Source organism: Mycobacteriales bacterium, from assembly GCA_035995165.1.
Taxonomy (GTDB): Bacteria; Actinomycetota; Actinomycetes; order Mycobacteriales; family CADCTP01; genus CADCTP01.
This window is the reverse complement of sequence record DASYKU010000012.1, coordinates 1-16,292: the sequence shown is the minus strand read 5'-3', so window position 1 is coordinate 16,292 and position 16,292 is coordinate 1. Positions and strand designations below refer to the sequence as shown.

The 16,292-nt window shown below is 72.4% G+C and carries 19 protein-coding genes; 12 read left to right on the top strand and 7 right to left on the bottom strand.

Translation table 11 applies throughout. The annotated features are described in order from the left end of the window. From VGP36_02220 to VGP36_02200, 5 genes are all read left to right on the top strand, one after another. Window positions 1–634 (top strand): manganese catalase family protein (locus tag VGP36_02220; GenBank protein ID HEV7653538.1); only part of this gene is annotated, 634 nt, incomplete at its 5' end. A gap of 100 nt (window positions 635–734) precedes the next feature. Beyond that, window positions 735–1,997, top strand: coding sequence for an Nramp family divalent metal transporter (locus tag VGP36_02215; protein HEV7653537.1), 1,263 nt, complete (start codon window positions 735–737; stop codon window positions 1,995–1,997). Between the two features lie 98 nt (window positions 1,998–2,095). After that, window positions 2,096–2,263 (top strand): hypothetical protein, encoded by a 168-nt coding sequence (locus VGP36_02210; protein ID HEV7653536.1) that lies wholly within the window; start codon window positions 2,096–2,098, stop codon window positions 2,261–2,263. A gap of 81 nt (window positions 2,264–2,344) precedes the next feature. Beyond that, window positions 2,345–3,016, top strand: coding sequence for a class I tRNA ligase family protein (locus VGP36_02205; protein HEV7653535.1), 672 nt, complete (start codon window positions 2,345–2,347; stop codon window positions 3,014–3,016). A 69-nt stretch (window positions 3,017–3,085) separates the two neighbouring features. After that, the gene (locus tag VGP36_02200) at window positions 3,086–3,610 is read left to right on the top strand and encodes a GNAT family N-acetyltransferase (GenBank protein ID HEV7653534.1); all 525 of its coding nucleotides are present in this window, start codon (window positions 3,086–3,088) and stop codon (window positions 3,608–3,610) included. On the opposite strand, the gene VGP36_02195 is transcribed toward VGP36_02200, so the two are convergent. The 4 genes from VGP36_02195 to VGP36_02180 form a co-directional block, all read right to left on the bottom strand. Continuing rightward, complete coding sequence (locus tag VGP36_02195) at window positions 3,602–4,501, bottom strand: hypothetical protein (protein HEV7653533.1); 900 nt, start codon at window positions 4,499–4,501, stop codon at window positions 3,602–3,604. The genes VGP36_02200 and VGP36_02195 overlap by 9 nt on opposite strands. Window positions 4,502–4,634: 133 nt before the next feature. Further along, window positions 4,635–5,459, bottom strand: a complete 825-nt coding sequence (locus VGP36_02190; protein HEV7653532.1) for a hypothetical protein — start codon at window positions 5,457–5,459, stop codon at window positions 4,635–4,637. 125 nt (window positions 5,460–5,584) lie between these two features. Next, window positions 5,585–6,037: a hypothetical protein gene (locus VGP36_02185; GenBank protein HEV7653531.1), complete on the bottom strand. Its 453-nt coding sequence runs from the start codon at window positions 6,035–6,037 to the stop codon at window positions 5,585–5,587. A gap of 78 nt (window positions 6,038–6,115) precedes the next feature. Continuing rightward, window positions 6,116–6,445 (bottom strand): hypothetical protein, encoded by a 330-nt coding sequence (locus VGP36_02180; protein ID HEV7653530.1) that lies wholly within the window; start codon window positions 6,443–6,445, stop codon window positions 6,116–6,118. 453 nt (window positions 6,446–6,898) lie between these two features. On the opposite strand from VGP36_02180, the gene VGP36_02175 reads away from it, so the two are divergent. Both VGP36_02175 and VGP36_02170 read left to right on the top strand, forming a co-directional pair. Next, window positions 6,899–7,900, top strand: a complete 1,002-nt coding sequence (locus tag VGP36_02175) for a hypothetical protein (GenBank protein HEV7653529.1) — start codon at window positions 6,899–6,901, stop codon at window positions 7,898–7,900. Window positions 7,901–8,157: 257 nt separating this feature from the next. Next, window positions 8,158–8,502, top strand: coding sequence for a cupredoxin domain-containing protein (locus tag VGP36_02170; protein ID HEV7653528.1), 345 nt, complete (start codon window positions 8,158–8,160; stop codon window positions 8,500–8,502). A 142-nt stretch (window positions 8,503–8,644) separates the two neighbouring features. On the opposite strand, the gene VGP36_02165 is transcribed toward VGP36_02170, so the two are convergent. The 3 genes from VGP36_02165 to VGP36_02155 form a co-directional block, all read right to left on the bottom strand. Beyond that, window positions 8,645–9,001, bottom strand: a complete 357-nt coding sequence (locus VGP36_02165) for a PRC-barrel domain-containing protein (GenBank protein ID HEV7653527.1) — start codon at window positions 8,999–9,001, stop codon at window positions 8,645–8,647. Between the two features lie 223 nt (window positions 9,002–9,224). Further along, entirely contained in the window at window positions 9,225–9,980 is a 756-nt protein-coding gene (locus tag VGP36_02160; GenBank protein ID HEV7653526.1) for an SDR family oxidoreductase, read from the bottom strand. Between the two features lie 17 nt (window positions 9,981–9,997). Beyond that, window positions 9,998–11,479: an MFS transporter gene (locus tag VGP36_02155; protein ID HEV7653525.1), complete on the bottom strand. Its 1,482-nt coding sequence runs from the start codon at window positions 11,477–11,479 to the stop codon at window positions 9,998–10,000. Between the two features lie 173 nt (window positions 11,480–11,652). Between VGP36_02155 and VGP36_02150 the strand changes: the two genes are divergently transcribed. The 5 genes from VGP36_02150 to VGP36_02130 form a co-directional block, all read left to right on the top strand. Beyond that, a complete protein-coding gene (locus VGP36_02150) occupies window positions 11,653–12,270 on the top strand; it encodes a VOC family protein (GenBank protein HEV7653524.1) in 618 nt (205 codons plus the stop codon). Continuing rightward, the gene (locus tag VGP36_02145) at window positions 12,267–13,640 is read left to right on the top strand and encodes an NAD(P)/FAD-dependent oxidoreductase (GenBank protein HEV7653523.1); all 1,374 of its coding nucleotides are present in this window, start codon (window positions 12,267–12,269) and stop codon (window positions 13,638–13,640) included. Before VGP36_02150 ends, VGP36_02145 begins: the two co-directional genes overlap by 4 nt. Before the next feature lie 9 nt (window positions 13,641–13,649). After that, window positions 13,650–14,399 (top strand): SDR family NAD(P)-dependent oxidoreductase, encoded by a 750-nt coding sequence (locus VGP36_02140; GenBank protein ID HEV7653522.1) that lies wholly within the window; start codon window positions 13,650–13,652, stop codon window positions 14,397–14,399. A 6-nt stretch (window positions 14,400–14,405) separates the two neighbouring features. Continuing rightward, window positions 14,406–14,984, top strand: a complete 579-nt coding sequence (locus VGP36_02135) for a redoxin domain-containing protein (protein HEV7653521.1) — start codon at window positions 14,406–14,408, stop codon at window positions 14,982–14,984. A gap of 490 nt (window positions 14,985–15,474) precedes the next feature. Continuing rightward, on the top strand, window positions 15,475–16,292 hold an 818-nt coding region (locus tag VGP36_02130), incomplete at its 3' end, for an aminoglycoside phosphotransferase family protein (protein HEV7653520.1).

Below are 16,292 nucleotides of genomic sequence, written 5' to 3'. Positions count from 1 at the left end.
CGCGGCCAACCCGGCGCTGGCCGCGGTGATCGGCGGGATGAACCCGCAGCACGCGATCGTCTCCGGCGGCGGTGCGCTGCCGGCCAACAGCCAGGGCATCCCGTGGCAGGCCGGCTACATCGTGGCCAGCGGCAACCTGCTGGCCGACTTCCGCTCCAACGTGCACGCCGAGGCCCAGGGCCGGCTGCAGACCAGCCGCCTCTACACCATGACCGACGACCCGGGCGTCAAGGCGATGCTGCAGTTCAACCTGGCCCGCGACACCTTCCACCAGCAGCAGTGGCTGCTCGGCATCGAGCAGCTCAAGGCCGACGGCCTCGCGCTCGACATCGAGAACTCCAACCGCGAGGACGAGAACAAGGAGCACGACCACACCTTCTGGAACTTCTCCGAAGGCGAGGAGTCGACCCAGGGCCTGTGGGCGACCGGCACGACCGTGCACGGCCAGCAGATCGAGTACGTCGCCGAGCCGGTCGGCATCGGCGGCGACGAGGGCACCCCGCCGCCGCCGGACCCGAGGCTCTACGCCACCTACGACGGCAGCCTCGGCAAGGGCAAGCCCGGGACCGCGCCCGGCGCGCTCGCCCAAGGCGCGAAGAACGTGGTCGAGAAGGCCAAGGACGCGCTGAGCTGAGCGGGCCGGGAGCGCCGCCCCTGCAGCGGCGCTCCCGCCCGGCTCGTTCACCCAGACACGACCGGAGGTCGTCCGTGGCCGTCGATGGCCGGGGCCGCTGATGTCCAGCGCGACCCTGGATCCCGCTACGATCCCGGCGGCGCCGCCCTGGTCCGCCGCCGTTCCGACCCGGCGCGCCCGGCTGCGCCGCCTGCTCGCGCTGCTCGGGCCGGCCTTCGTGGTCTCGGTCGCGTACGTCGACCCGGGCAACTTCGCGACCAACCTCGCCGCGGGCGCCGGGCACGGCGCCCGGCTGCTCTGGGTCGTCGTGGCGGCGAACGGCATGGCGATGCTGGTGCAGTACCTGGCCGGCAAGCTCGGCCTGGCGACCGGCAGCAGCCTGCCCGAGCTCTGCCGGCAGCGGTATCCCCGGCCGGTGACCTGGGGTCTGTGGCTGCAGGCCGAGCTGGTCGCGATGGCCACCGACCTGGCCGAGTTCGTCGGGGCCGCGGTGGCGTTGAACCTGCTGTTCGGGGTCCCGCTGCTGCCGGCGGGAATCATCACCGCCGGGGTGACCTTCGCGCTGCTGTCGCTGCGCCCGCAGGGTCGTCACCGGTTCGAGGCGGTGATCATCGGCATGCTCGGGATCATCCTGGCCGGCTTCCTCTACCAGGCTTGCGCGGCCGGGTCGCCCGACCACCTGGCGGCCGGCCTGCTGCCCGGCCTGGACGGCGGCGACGGCCTGCTGCTGGCCACCGGCATCGTCGGCGCGACCGTGATGCCGCACGCCGTCTACCTGCACTCGGACCTCAGCCGCCGGTCCGCGGTCCGGACCGACCCGCGCACCGCCGTCCGGATGCACCGGGTCGACGTGGTCGTCGCCCTCGGTGTCGCCGGTGCGGTGAACGTGGCGATGCTGCTGGTCGCCGCGTCCGCGCTGCACGGCGGTGAGCCGGTCCGCACGCTGGCGGAGGCCCACGCCGGTCTGGCCGTCCACCTCGGTACGGGAGCGGCGCTGGCCTTCGCCCTGGCGCTGCTCGCGTCCGGCCTGGCCGCATCCAGCGTCGGCACGTACTCCGGCGACGTGATCATGCAGGGCTTCCTTCGCCGCTCGGTGCCGCTCGCCACCCGCCGGCTGGTCACGATGGCCCCCGCCCTGCTCGTGCTCGGCCTCGGCATCGACCCGACCCGAGCGCTCGTGCTCAGCCAGGTCTTTCTCGCCGTCGGTATCCCGTTCGCCCTCGTGCCGCTGGTCCTGCTCACCAGACGCCCGGACCTCATGGGGCTTCTTGTCAACCGGCCGTTGACCACCGCGGCCGGAGCAGCCGTCAGCGCGCTGATCATCACCCTGAACGTCGGCCTGTTGGCCGGTTTGCTGCCCTGACCGACGACTCGCTCGCCTTGGCTTCGAACGACCGATGACCTTCCCCCGGTTTCTCCGGCACCTTGATGTGCCTCGGTTCGACTGAGTCGGGTTGCTGGATGATCTTCGTCCGGTCACCCGTGGAGGCCACCGTCATGCCCCGCCGTTGTCCGCCGGAGTTCCGCCGCAAGGTTCTGGATCTGGTCGCCGTCGGTCGTCCGGTCGCGCAGGTCGCCGCCGATCTGCAGATCAGCGATCAGGTGATCTACCTGTGGCGCAGCATCTGATCGATACCGGGCAGAGCGGGTTCGTTGGCGCCAGTGTTGGTCAGGTGTATCGCGTACACGGAGAGGTGGGTCGTCCTGCTCGTGCATCAACTGGCGTTTCCGGCGCACGGGGCGGACACCCTGCGCCTCTACGAGATGTTCAGCGGCCCGCTGGAGCAGTCCCGGCCGTGGGACACCAAGGCGGTCGTCGGTGTCTTCCGGCTCCTGCAGCGCGTCTGGCGGACCGTGGTGGACGAGGCGACCGGCGTACCGCGGATCTCCGACCAGCCGGCGGACGAGGAGATCCGGCGGCAGCTGAACCGCACGATCGCGGCCGTGAACGAGGGGATGGCCGCGCTGCGGTTCAATACGGCCGTGGCCCGGCTCACCGAACTGAACAACGCGCTGACCGCCCGGTGGGGAGCGACCGGCGGGGCCCCGCGGGAGGTCGTCGAGCCGTTGCTGTTGATGCTGGCCCCACTGGCGCCGCACATTGCCGAGGAGCTCTGGTCCAGAGCGGGCCATCCGCAGTCGCTGGCCCGGGAGCCGTTCCCGGTCGCCGACCCGGCCCTGCTGGCCGCCGAGAACGTACGGCTCGCCGTGCAGGTGGACGGGAGAGTGCGGGCAACCATGGACGTGCCGGCGGGCACCGACGACGCCGGCCTCCGGACTCTGGCACTGGCCGACGACCGGGTGGCCCGTGCGGTCGGCGGCAGTCCGGTCCGGCGGGTCATCGTCGTCCGTGGCCGACTGGTCAACGTGATCACCGGCTGACGGGGTCTTGCGATGCCTCCTGCGCTGAGTGCTCCGACCGAGGACGCCCGGGTGTCCTTCCTGACCGCGATGGCCGAGTTCCGGGCCGAGGGCCGGGGGCTGCCGGGGGACCGGACCATGGTCGGTGACGAGATCCGCGACTTCTCCGGCACGTGGTCGACGCCGGAAGGCTTCCAGCGCTATGTGCGGGAGCTGCGCGGTCAGGCGTCGGAGGACTGGCCTCGCCCGGAGGGCTACGTCCCGTGTACGAACCTGTGGTGGGTCGACGGTGTGCAATACCTGGGGAGGATCGCGGTCCGGCACCGGCTCAGTCCGAGCCTGCGGAGGGCGGGCGGCCACATCGGCTACGACGTGCCGCCGTCGGCGCGGCGTCGCGGCCATGCCACCGCGATGCTTCGCAGCGTCCTTCCGGTGGCTCACGCGCTGGGCCTCGATCCCGTGCTGCTGACCTGTGACCCGGCCAATCTCGGCTCGCGCACCGTCATCGAACGCAACGGGGGCATCCTGGAGGACCAACAGGACGACCAGCTGCGCTTCTGGGTTCCGACCGGCCCGGGCCGAGCAACCCCGCCGGTCGCGCCCGGTTCAGCGTGAGCGCCGATTCCTCCCGGCGACTGCGCCGAGATGCACCAAGCAGGCGACTGCGTGAGCTGTCGAGAACACGCCGCGGGTGCCGCGGTAGATCTGACCGGGCGCCGAGATCCTGCTCGAGTGGAGTGCGGGATCGGTCACCCGCAGGCACGGCGAGCACGGCCACGATCCGTCGGCCTGCTGGGTGGCCAGCAGGTGCACGATGACCTCGCGGCGGGTCGCCGCGTCCAGGATCTCCCCGGCCGCCCGGCCGAGCAGGGCGATCTCGAGCGGCCCTGACGCGCTGGGCAGCAGGTCCAGGGCCCGCTGCGCGGCCGCGTCCGACGCGATGCCGAACCGCGTGTGCGCCCACGGGGCGTACGCGGGGGTGGCCCACCAGTACGCGGTTGTCACCCCGCCGGCCCGGGCGAGGAATCGCTCGGCCCGCTCTGCGCCCCCTGGATCCAGGCCCAGCCTTCGGACGGCGGCGAGGGCGGCGAGCGTGACGTCGGCATGCGGTGCCTGCCATCCGGTGGTCGGCCCGGCCGGCGGTGCCCGGAAGGTGGAGAATCCGCCGTCCGGTAGTTGAAAGCCGAGAAGCACGTCGGTCCAGGCGCCCGGCAGCGCGTAACCGTGTTCGGCCAGGACGAGCAGCGCCTGCGCGGTGGAGTCGGCGTCCTCCTCCACCCGGTCGTTGAATCCCCAGGCGCCTTGCCGGCACCCGCGTTCGTGGAGGAACCGGGCAGCGTCCCGGCGAACCGCTCGGGCCTGCGGCACGCCGTCCAGCACGAACGCGCAGTGCGCGGTCGTCCATGCGTCGGACAGGCCCGGTGGCAGGGCGAAGTCGCGCAGCGCGCCGTCCCGTCTCTGCCGCCGCCGCAGCTGGGCGACCCCACGTCCGACCGCCGCGCCCACGATGTCGCCTTCTGCTGCCGGTACCGCATGCGCGAGGTGGCCCGGGCGCCGCGGGAGCACGGCGGCCGCACGTTCCCATCCCGCCAGCCCCGCGGCGCGCGTACGACCGAACTGGCTCATGGTCTCCGCCGTCTCACGGCATCAGCAAGCAGCGGAGGAAGGCATGCGTCTTGGCCTCCACGTCCCCGCCCGCGCGCCGCGCTGCCTCCACCGTGGTCAGCAGAGCGGCGCGGACCTGGCCGGCGATGCCGCTCGATGCCTTCCGGGGCCGGGCGATCAGCCGCGCTCCGGTCAGCGCCCGCGGAGCGCTCGTGGCGGGAGCGAGATCCCGCTCGTGCAGGAAGGCGTTGGCCCGGCCGGCCACGAGGTCGTCGCCCAGGTCCTGCCAGTCATCGAGGAGGCCCGCGAACCGGCTGATGCCCTGGACCGTCTCGCGTACCGCCGGGCGGCGGGCGTGATCGGACACGACTCCGACGAAGGTCAGTGGAAGCAGCTTCGCGTCCCGTCGAGAGACACCCGGTCGCATCTCGCTGATGTACATCCGGGTCAGCAGCTCGTGGGCTTCCGCAAGCATCTGCGGGTCGTGCCGCCAGCGCTCGGCGACGTCACGCAGCACCACGTCCATCAGCGCGACGATCTCACCGCCTGGGCCTTCGGTGTCCAGCGGCCGTTCGACGAGCAGACGGTCCCGCAGCGCCGGTGGTGCCAGGGCGACGGTCAGCCCCCCGGCCCGGCCGTCCCGGCGGCGGTCCACCACCGAATCCACGAGCGCTACCGCCACGTTGAAGAGGCCCCCGGTGCGCAGTGCCCGCAAGTTCGCGCTGCCGTCACCGGAGGACGCGATGTCCGCCACCGCGGAGCCGAACCACGCGATCTCGCACAGGCGGCCGGCATCGCCCCGGTCCGGGTTCAGCCGGGACAGGTCGTTGAAGCCGTGCCCGGCGGCGAGCAGTTCCAACTGCTCGCCGCCGAGGCCGAGGGAGCGGGCCTCGCCCAGCCGTACTCCGTCCAGGACCTGCCGGAGAATGGCTGCTCGGCCGCCACCCCGGCAGCCGATCCGCCGCTCGATCCAGTTCCCCGTCCTCACCACGTGCTCTGTTGGAGGATCGCGGTGTCGGCGTCGACGACCCCCTGGAAGGCGAAGTCGCCGATCTGCCCGCTGATGTGCGACTCGACGGAGTCGACGATGAGCGACGCGGATTGCGGGGAGCCCTCGACGCCACCGTCGCCGAGACCGATGTCGATCTTGATGATGCCCACGGCCCAGATCTTCAGCTCTGCGTGGCTCCTGTTGCGGAACTGGGCGGACTGCGTGATCTTCTGGCCGCTGCCCTTGTAGATGTTGCTGATGCTGATCGTCCCGGGTGTCTCCACCCAGTCGGTGACGGTGTTGCCCCAGACGTTCTTGGTCTGCTGGCGGTGGTAGAGCGTGACCTCGCCGCCGATGCTGGCGTAGACGAACCAGTTGCTCTTCCAGGCGTGCAGCTCTGCCTTCCACTGCCCGTCCTTGCTCACGAGGGTCAGGTGATTCGACACGATGACTCCTTCCCGTTGTGGCCGTGCGCGGTCGGGGCGGGCCCGGCGCACAGCGCCGTCCCGCCCCTCCGCGGTCCCTCAGGCCGTGACCTCGTAGGTCAGCGTGTAGTCGGCGTCGTCCTCGACGAACTTGTACTCGATCTCGCCCTGACCGACCTGGTTCTTGCCCGCGTAGAAGCGGCCGAGCAGATCGTCGTCGTCCGGGGAGTCGTCGTCGAAGAGCTCGACCCGGGCCCGGGTACCGAAGTCGATGACCGGAACGGCGGCCAGGTCGGCGGTGTCGCCGTCGTTCAGGCCGGGGTTCTCCGCTCCCCACAGCTTCACACCGTTGACGAGCAGGTAGGGCTCGTCCTCGCCGGTGTTGTCCTCGGTGGTCGAGCAGAACAGGGAAATCAGCCGCAGTTTCATGGTGCTCCTCCAGTGGGATGCCTGCGTGGATGCGGCTCCTAGGAGGGATTGGGCGAACTTCTAGTACACCTGGTGCCGCCGATCTCCCCGAACCCGCCCCATCGGGCAGCGGAGCTGGTTCCGCCCGCAGCCACTGGTCGCCGCCGCGGGACCGACGCCGGTCGCGTCCACCTTCCGTGGACGTGGGCTTCGACGGCATCTGGGCCGGCCTGGACGAGCGGGTCTCGACCGGGCAGGTCCCCGGGTACGTCGCGGCGGTACGGATCGGCGGACGCACCGCGGTCCGGGTCGGCGGCCGCTTCGCGGTCGAACCGGACAGCGCGCCGATGGCCGGTTCAGCGGCGGGGATCGGCACTCCGCAGTGTCCGGAAGGGCAGCAACCTCGATGTGGCACTGCGCATCTGGCTGGTGTGGGGGTGGGCCGTGGAGCGTCCGCCGGCAGGGGAGGACAGCATGAGGACCAGGAGCTGGGCCACGCTGGTGGGGTTGTCGGCGGTGGTGGCGGCCGGCTGCACGAGCGGGAGTGGGACGGCGGCGTCGCACGGGGACCGTGCCGCCGGGTCGACGGGCGGGAGTTCCGAGGTGCCGATATCGGGCACCAGCACGGCGCCGGGCGGCGGCGAGCTCGGGGCGCCGCCCGCCGTGCGGGTCGCGCCGGCCACGCCGGCCGATACGAGCCGGCGGCCGGTGATCGGCCGAGTAGGGGCCACCCCGGCGCTGATCTGTGACTCGGTGTGTCACCTGCCGGCCGGCGCCGGCTCGCTGGTCCTGCACGTCGAGGTCACCGGCGCCCGGCAGGCGGAGTTCTTCCAGGTGCCCACCGGCACGAACACGGCCGGCCTGCGCCGCTCGATCGGGGTGGATCGCGACGGCCGCGGTGGTTGGTCGGTGCGGTGGGCGTACCAGGACCAGCCGCTGCTGGCGCACGTCACTGTCGTGGTCCGCGGGCCGGGCGGGACCGCGGAGGCGCTCGCGTTCACGGTCACCCATCCCGAGCCGGAGCCGGCGGCACCCGTCGGCGGCACGCTGGTCCGGGACTGGTCGACCGACCCGGTGAGTTCACCGGTGGACATCATCGGCGCCACCCTGGTGTCGGTCCGCAGCAGTGCGCGTGCCGGCTTCGACCGGATCGTCTGGGAGTTCCGGGGTGGGCTGCCCGGCTACGACATCGGGTACGGCGAGGCGCACATCGACGCGGGCGGCCGCGTCCGGTCACCGCTCGGCGATGCGGACCTCCCCGTGACCTTCAGCGCGGCGACCGCACACGACCAGGCCGGTCGGGCGACGGTGCCGGACCCGAACGGCGGCGGCCTGCCGGTCCTGCGTGAGTACCGGATAGTCGGCGACTACCACGGTTACGTCTTCTACGCCCTCGGGCTACTGCGTACCGTGCCGTTCCGCGTGTACGAGCTCAGCGGCCCCGACCGGCTGGTCGTCGATTTCGCCCGACGCTAGTCATCTGGATGTGCTACCGGCCCGGTCGACCGAAGCCGGTAGCACGTTCTGCCGATCCTGGGATATCGGCCCGGGTGACGCGAACGGCTGGCACCCGTGATGACGCCGGCGGCGACGGCCGCCCGGTTGACGAGGGTCTTCATGGTGATGTGGCCGGACGCGGACCGGTCCGAGGGATTCACAATCTTCGATCGGCTTTGGGTCAGAACCGGATCCACGGGAATGATGGCGCCGTGGGTATGAACCGGTTTCTCAGGATGGCCGTCGCGGCGGTGGCGATCTCGGCCGCCGTCGCGGCCTGCTCGCACGGGGAAGATTCCGGCTCTGCCGGCGCATCGGCCGGGGCCGGCCGGATCACGGTCCAGAATTTCGTGTTCACCTCCCCGGTCACGGTCACGCCCGGCGCCACGATCACCGTCACCAACAAGGACCCCGTGGACCACAACGTGATCTCCGACGACGCGGGCCTGTTCGAGACCCCCGCCATCCAGCACGACAAGAGCGTCACCTTCACCGCGCCGACCGCGCCCGGCACCTACAAGTTCAGCTGCACCTTCCACCCGCAGATGAAAAGCATCGGCACGCTCATCGTCCAGGGCTGAAATCAGCCATCGCGCACCGGCCCAGGTGGGCCACGGCACCGCCTGACGGCTCGGGCGGGACCGTTCGCAGCGCCATGCCGCATCGGTGCTGCCGCCGGGGCCGGCGCCCAGCGCGGCGCGGCGCGGCGCCGGCACCATAGGCTCAGCGTCGGCCGAGGCGTCGTTCTCCGCTCGAACCGGGCTGGTACGCGATGCCGTAGTGCTCGAACAGCTCCGGCTCCTGGGCCGCGGTCAGCGCTCCGTCGGTGTCGATCGTGAGCGCGTCCTTCACCGTCTTCTTCTCCACCATCACCCGGAGGTGGCTCGGCGAGACGCGCGCTCCGGCCAGCGGTACGAAGGTCAGCCGGTGCCGGCCGACGATGCCTATCTGGATGGAGGCGAAGGTCGGCTGCTGGGTCGCCGTGTCGTAGTAGAGACCCTCCAACGTCCCGATCTTGCTCCCATCGCGGTCCACCACGGTGCTGCCCTGCCAGTCCCGGATGTCGTCCGCCTCGAACACAGGTTGTCTCCTCCCGACGGGATCTCGCCGCCGTCCAGCGTGCCCGATGCGCTGCCGGCCGAACCTCCGGCGCCTGCCGCCGCGCGGAGCCGCGACGGCCGGCCGCGGCCGGCTCTGGGCATCGGGCGAGGTGACGGCGACCGGGCTGGCGCTGTGGGCGTACGCCGGTGGTCCGTGGGAGCCGCTGTCCCGAGTCCCGTTCAGGCCGGACCAGCAGCCCCGATCACTCCCGCAGTAGCTGCTGGCCGCCGTCGACGTCGAAGGTCGCGCCGGTCAGCGCGGTGTTGGTCATCAGGTGGAGGGCGAGCGCGGCCACGTCCTGCGGTCCGACCACCCGGCGGATCGGCAGGGTGGCGCGCAGCTGGTCGCGCCGGTTCTCGAGCTCGTCGCCGAGGATGCGGGCCGACAGCGGCGTGTCGACGAAGCCGGCCGCGATGGCGTTGGCCCGCAGCGGCGCGAGCTCGAGCGCCACGTTGGCCGTGATCGCGGACAGCGCCGCCGTACCGATGGCGGCGACGACGATGCCCACGGCCGGCCGCCGGGCCCCGGTGCCGGTGATGAACGTCAGCGAGCCGCCGGGACGGACCCGCCCGACGCACTCCCGCGCGATCCGCAGCGACCCGACCAGGTGCTCGCCGAGGTTGCGCCCCACCTCGTCGAGGTCCAGCTCGGCGATGGGCCCGTAGGCCGGGCCGCCGCCGGAGACCAGGACGTGGTCGATCTGTCCGGGCAGGCCGGCGAAGAAGCTTGCCTGCCCGGCGGCGTCGGCCAGGTCGAGCGTGGCCGTGCTCAGCGCGCCGACGTCCGCGGCGGCCCGCGCGAGCCGGTCGGGGTCCCGGCCGGTGAGGACGACCTGGGCCCCGGCCGTACGGGCCAGGCGGGCCGTCTCCAGCCCGATGCCGGAGCTGCCGCCGAGCACGACGACCGTCTGGCCGGCGAGGGCGCCGGTGCCGGTCGGGGACGGGGCTGTCTGGGTCATGATGATGTCCTTCCGGTTCAGTGCGCGGCGGCCGGTTGCGGTGCGGCGCAGCCGTGGATCCGCGGGGTGGCCGCGGCGAGGGGGAGCGCGGCGCCGCCGCCGGAGACGAACAGCGCGGCGATGACGGCCGACAGGACGCTGAGGCCGGTCATCACGAGCATCGCGGTCCGGTAGTTGTCCGCGAGCGGCTGGGCGAGGTCGCGGGAGCCGCCGACCCCGAGCAGCACGGGGACGAGGGCGATCAGGACGACGCCGCCGAACCGGGAGGCGGCGTCGTTGATCGCCGAGGCCTCACCGAGATCGCTGTCGTCCACGGCCGCGAGGACACCGGCGGTGAGCGGGGCGACGGTCAGCCCGATCCCCAGCCCCCACAGCAGCGCGCCGGGCAGGATCGCCTGCACGTACGGCTGGCCCGGGCTGGCCGTCGACAGCAAGCCGAACCCGGCGGCCACGACGAGGATGCCCGCGGTCATCGGCCAGCGGGTGCCGAACCGGGCCACCAGCCCGCCGACGAGCGGGGAGACGAGGAGGAACACGGCCGACTCCGGGATCAGCGCGGCGCCCGCGGCCGACGCGCTGTAGCCGAGCCGCAGCTCGCACTGCAGGACGACCAGGTAGCCGGCGGCGGCCAGCGCGCCGTAGAACAGCACGGTCGCCAGGTTGATCGCGTCGAACTGCCGGGATCGGAACAGCGCGGTCCGCAGCATCGGCCGGCGCCGCCGCTGCTCGACCGGGACCAGCGCGGCCAGGCAGGCCAGCCCGAGCAGGCCGGTGCTCAGCACCGGGACCGCGGTCCAGCCGGCGTCCGGTGCGGCGGTGAGCGCGTAGATCACCCCACCCAGCCCGATCACCGCGAGCCCGGCCCCGACGACGTCGACCGACAGCGGCCGGCGCGGCCCGACGTCCTCGGGGACCCGCCGCAGCACCGCCACCGCGCCCAGGATGAGCGGCAGGTTGAGCAGGAACACGTAGCGCCAGGAGGCGTGGTCGACGATCCAGCCCCCGCCGTACGGGCCGAGGGTGGTGCCGAGGGTGGAGATGCCGGCCCAGATGCCGATGCCCCGGGCCCGGTCCGGCGGCCGCAGCGTGCCGTTGAGCAGGGCGAGCGCGCTGGGTACGACGAGCGCGCCGCCGATCCCCTGCACCAGCCGGGCCGCGATCAGCGCCTCCACGTTCGGCGCGGCGGCACAGGCCAGCGAGGCGATGAGCATGACCAGCAGCCCGGCGACGAGCAGCCGGCGCCGGCCGAAGTGGTCGGCCAGCGCGCCGGCCAGCAGCAGCAGCGACGCGACGGTCACCAGGTAGCCGGTCAGCACCCACTGCAGCTGCGCGACCCCCGCGTCCAGGTCGCGGCCGATGGCCGGGATCGCGACGTTGATCATGTACGCGTCGAGGAAGCCCACGCTCGACGCCAGCACGGTCGCGGCCACCAGCGCCACCCCGACGGGGCTGCGCAGCGGTACGCCCGGAACCTGCGTCCGTTCCTGGTCCGTGGTCATACGGCTCTGCCTCCCGCGGTTCGACCGGGTCCCACCATCGGGGCGGACGCGGCGGGCTCGCGCCCGTGAGGGGCACTGGCCCGGGGGCGACCAGGGTGAGTCCCTGGTTCGACCCGGGCCGGACCGGCGCCACGGTGTCGGCGTCAGGCCCGCACGAGCCCAGGGAGACCGCAATGGACATGAAGCTCGAGGTCGTCGTCGTCCCCGTGTCGGACGTGGACCGGGCGGTGCAGTTCTACAAGGGCCTCGGCTGGCGGCTGGACGCGGACTTCGCCACCGACGAGAAGTTCCGGGTCGTGCAGATGACGCCGCCGGGATCGCCGGCGTCGGTCATCTTCGGCACGGACGTCACCGAGCAGGCGCCGGGGTCGGCCCGGGGGCTGCAGCTGGTCGTCGACGACATCGAGGCGGCGCGGCAGGAGCTGGTGGGCCGCGGTGCCCCGGCCGGCGAGGTGTTCCACGACGCGGGCGGCGTCTTCCATCACGCCGGGACCGAGAACCGGGTGGCCGGCCGGGACCCGCAGGGGCGTAGCTACTGCTCGTTCCTGTCCTTCGACGACCCGGACGGCAACGGCTGGATCCTGCAGGAGATCACCACGCGGCTGCCCGGTCGTGTCGACCCGGCCGCCACCAGCTTCGCCTCGGCCGCCGACCTCGCGGCCGCGCTGCGCCGGGCCGCCGCGGCGCACGGCGAGCACGAGGCCCGCATCGGCCAGGCCGACCCGGACTGGCCCTCCTGGTACGCCGAGTACATGGTCCGCGAGCAGGCCGGGATCGAGCTGCCGGAATGACCGGCGACTACGACGTCATCGTCGTCGGGGCGGGCGCCCCGGGCGAGCACTGCGCCGCGGCGCTGGCGGCCGGCGGCCTGCGCGTCGCGGTCGTCGAACGGGAGCTGCTCGGCGGCGAGTGCTCGTACTGGGCCTGCATCCCGTCCAAGACCCTGCTGCGGCCGGGCGAGGCGCTGGCCGAGGCCCGGGACGCACCCGGCGCCCGGGAGGCGATCACCGGGCCGCTGGACGTCCGGGCCGTCCTGGCCTGGCGCGACTTCATGGTCTCCGACTACGACGACGCCGGCCAGGTCGAGTGGGCCCGGCACGCCGGGATCGAGGTGCTGCGCGGCCGGGGCGCGTTGGCCGGCCCGCACCGGGTCGCGGTCGAGGACCGTACGTACGCCGCCGAGCACGTCGTCGTCGCCACCGGTGCCGACCCGATCGTCCCGCCCGTACCGGGGTTGGCGGACCTGCCCGGCGTGTGGACCAACCGGGACGTCACCGGCCTGACCGAGGTGCCGGACCGGCTGGTCGTCCTCGGCGGCGGCGCCACCGGCGTCGAGATGAGCCAGGCGCTGGCCCGGATGGGTTCGGCGGTGATCCTCGTCGAGCGGGGCGACCAGCTGCTGGCCCGGGAGCCCCGGCCGCTCGGCGAGGCGATCGCCACGGCCCTGGCCGCGGACGGGGTGGACGTCCGGGTCGGCGCGGGGGCGGAACGCGCGCGCCTCGACGGCGGCGAGTACGCGCTCGACCTCACCGACGGCTCCCAGGTCCGCGGCGACCGGCTGCTGGTCGCCGCGGGGCGACGGCCCCGGGTCGCGGGCATCGGCCTGGAGACCGTCGGCATCACCCCCGACCCGCACGGCATCCCCGTCGACGACCGGCTCTCGGCCGGCCCCGGACTCTGGGCGGTCGGGGACGTCACCGGTCTGTGGCAGCTGACCCACGTCGGCGAGTACCAGGGCCGGGTGGTCGCCTCGAACATCCTCGGCCACCCCCGCAGCGCGCACTACGAGGCGGTGCCCCGCGTCGTCTACTGCACCCCGCAGGCGGCCTCGGTCGGCCGCACGGACGGCGCGTACACGGCCACGATCCCGTTGTCCGGCGTGCCGCGGACCGCGACCTACACCCGCGCGTACGACAGCGAGCCGGGGTTCCTGACGCTGGTCTCGGACGGCGAGGTCCTGCTCGGGGCGTACGCGGTCGGGCCGGAGGCGGGGGAGTGGCTGCAGCAGGCCACCCTGGCCGTCCGGGCCCGGGTGCCGCTGCCGGTGCTGCTGGACGTGATCCAGCCCTTCCCGACGTTCTCCGAGGCGTTCCTGCAGGCGCTGCGCGAGCTCGACCGCCAGGTCAGCGGCGTACCCCGGACCACGGCGCCGGTCGGCTAGGTCCCGGCCATGACCGACAGGCCACTGGCCGGTGCCACCGCCCTCGTCACCGGGGCCAGCACCGGCATCGGCGCGGCGACCGCGCGCCGGCTCGCGGCGGAGGGAGCGGTGCTCGCGCTCGTCGCGCGGCGCCGGGACCGGCTCGACCGGCTGGTGTCCTCGCTGGGCGGCGCGGCGTGCGCGATCGAGGCCGACCTCACCACGCCCGAGCACGCGGAGGGCGCCGTGCAGGAGGCGCGGGACCGGCTGGGCCGGCTGGACGTCCTGGTCAACAACGCGGGCGTCATGCTGCTCGGCACCGCGCTGCACGCCCGGCTGGCCGAGTGGGACCGGATGGTCGAGCTCAACGTGTCGGCCCTCCTGCACGTCACCCACGCCGCCGTCCCGTACCTGATCGACGCGGCCGCCACGGCCGCGCGCGGGGTCGCCGACATCGTCAACGTCAGCTCCACCGCCGGGCGGGTCGCGCGGCCGGCGAGCAGCGTCTACGCCTTCACCAGGCACGGCCTCACCGGCTTCACCGAGTCGCTGCGGCAGGAACTGCTCGCCGAGCACGTCCGGGTCGGCGTCGTCGAGCCGGGCGCCGTCGACACCGGGCAGCTCCCCGGCATCGGCCCGGACGCGGCCCGCCGGCAGGTCGGCGACATCGAGCCGCTCCGGGCGTCGGACATCGCCGACGCCATCGCCTACATCGTCACCCGCGACCGGCGCGTCGCGGTGAACGAGATCCTCGTCCGCGCCTCCGACCAGACCTGGTAGGCCACCATGCGAACCGACATCCGACCCGGCGGCGTCTTCCCCGACTACGCCCTGCCCGACCACACCGGCGTCGTCCGGACGCTGTCCGAGCTGCAGGGCCGGGACCCGCTGGTCCTCCTGCTCTCCCGCGGCCACTACTGCCCGAAGGAGCATCAGCAGCACCTGGATCTGGTGGCGTTCCAGTCCAAGCTGGCCGTTGCGTACACGCAGCTGGTCACGATCTCCACCGACGCCCACCACGAGCTGCAGGAGTTCCGGGCGTCCGTCGGGGCACAGTGGCCCTTCCTCTCCGATCCGGGACGGATCATCCAGAAGGACCTCGACCTCCAGGAGTACACCGACCCGGAGCACGACCCGATGGTCCCGCACACCCTGGTGCTCAAGCCCGGCCTCGTGATCCACAGCGTCTACAACGGCTACTGGTTCTGGGGCCGGCCGTCGGTCGACGAGCTCTGGCTCGATCTGCGCGCGGCGACGCGGGAGATCCGGCCGGACTGGGACCTGGACGCACCGGGCCTGCGCGAGGCCTGGACCTCCGGCGACCGCTCCTCGTTCCACGGCTGGGACCGGCGCCCGCCCTCCTAATATAGTGTCTCGTAAATGGCAACGGGACAACGACCCTGTTCGCCGCGCTGAACGTGCTGACCGGAGTGATGATCGGCCAATGTCTTCCCCGGTGAGGTGCAGTGGCGGCGCGGCATGGCATGGGCATTTGAACAGGCCATGGGCCTCGTTTGGTACTACGAGGTCAGTAATCCGCTGGTGAGTCTGTGGGGGCGGCGCCGCACGCTGGATCGCCTACTTCATGAGGGCGGGGAGGTGTAAGCACAGCCGGAGGCACGAAGGCGACTTCGGGAATGCGAAGCACCGTCGATTCGCACCCGCACGACGACACGGTGTGAGGCTCACCCGTCCGACGAACTCGTCCCTCCAGGTGATCAGGTAGTCCACCTCACCCGCCTGCTCCATCGCGAACCGTCCCAGATGGTGACGGCCATCCAGCAGCCGGGTCACTGCCTCTGGCGGGTTAGTAAACCCGTGTCGCCGCAGGCCCCCGACGAATAGGCTCGCGCTCATGACCGACGGCGACTGGAGGGATGGCGGGTTCACGCAGCGTCGGCCCTCCGTGGAGACTCTCGCCTGGGTTGCGGCGTCGATGGGTCGGGGCAGTCGCGTCGTTGGCTATCGCCGATTGACCGGTGGCGTCTGCTCCGCCGTGAATCGGCTGACTGTCGAGCGACGTGGAATGCGGACGTTCGTCGTACTGCGGCAGTACCCGGATGGGCTTGGCCTGCAGGGGAGCTTGGAGAAGGAGATCGCCAACCTTGGTGTGGTGGCGGGAAGCGGGCTCCCGGTTCCGAGCATCCTGGCTACTGATGTTGCTGGTGCTTCGACGGGGGGCACGCCATCGTTGCTGATGACACGGTTGCAGGGGCATGTTCACCTCAATCCGGCGGAACCTCGGTCGTGGCTGACGAGGATCGCGGAGATTGCTGTAAGGCTGCATTCGCTCGATCTCCCCGCGAAGACGTTCAAACCTTGGAGCGATTCTTGGATCGCTCCCCGCGACGGGTTTCAGGTGCCGGTCGGCGCACAGAAGGCGACTGTGTGGAAGGCGGCGTTTGGTGTCATGGGGGCGCCGCCGCCGAAGGACGCTGCCGTCTTTCTGCACGGCGATTTCCTGCCGGTCAACCTGCTGTGGTCGCGCGGCAGGATTACTGGGCTGACCGACTGGAACGGCATCCATCGGGGCCCGCGCGCGATTGACGTCGGGCACTGTCGGCGGTACTTGGCGGCGCTCTACTCGCCCGAGTGGTCGGAGCAGCTTCGGTCGCTCTATGAGTCGATCGCCGGGGTGACTATCGATCCGTGGTGGGACCTGTATGCCCTGCT

Coding starts and splice junctions, on each gene's coding strand:
- VGP36_02210 (HEV7653536.1), top strand. CDS start 2,096: ATGATCTTCGTCCGGTCACCCGTGGAGGCCACCGTCATGCCCCGCCGT.
- VGP36_02140 (HEV7653522.1), top strand. CDS start 13,650: ATGACCGACAGGCCACTGGCCGGTGCCACCGCCCTCGTCACCGGGGCC.
- VGP36_02135 (HEV7653521.1), top strand. CDS start 14,406: ATGCGAACCGACATCCGACCCGGCGGCGTCTTCCCCGACTACGCCCTG.
- VGP36_02175 (HEV7653529.1), top strand. CDS start 6,899: ATGAGGACCAGGAGCTGGGCCACGCTGGTGGGGTTGTCGGCGGTGGTG.
- VGP36_02155 (HEV7653525.1), bottom strand. CDS start 11,479: ATGACCACGGACCAGGAACGGACGCAGGTTCCGGGCGTACCGCTGCGC.
- VGP36_02180 (HEV7653530.1), bottom strand. CDS start 6,445: ATGAAACTGCGGCTGATTTCCCTGTTCTGCTCGACCACCGAGGACAAC.
- VGP36_02200 (HEV7653534.1), top strand. CDS start 3,086: ATGGCCGAGTTCCGGGCCGAGGGCCGGGGGCTGCCGGGGGACCGGACC.
- VGP36_02160 (HEV7653526.1), bottom strand. CDS start 9,980: ATGACCCAGACAGCCCCGTCCCCGACCGGCACCGGCGCCCTCGCCGGC.
- VGP36_02145 (HEV7653523.1), top strand. CDS start 12,267: ATGACCGGCGACTACGACGTCATCGTCGTCGGGGCGGGCGCCCCGGGC.
- VGP36_02170 (HEV7653528.1), top strand. CDS start 8,158: ATGGCCGTCGCGGCGGTGGCGATCTCGGCCGCCGTCGCGGCCTGCTCG.
- VGP36_02150 (HEV7653524.1), top strand. CDS start 11,653: ATGGACATGAAGCTCGAGGTCGTCGTCGTCCCCGTGTCGGACGTGGAC.
- VGP36_02215 (HEV7653537.1), top strand. CDS start 735: ATGTCCAGCGCGACCCTGGATCCCGCTACGATCCCGGCGGCGCCGCCC.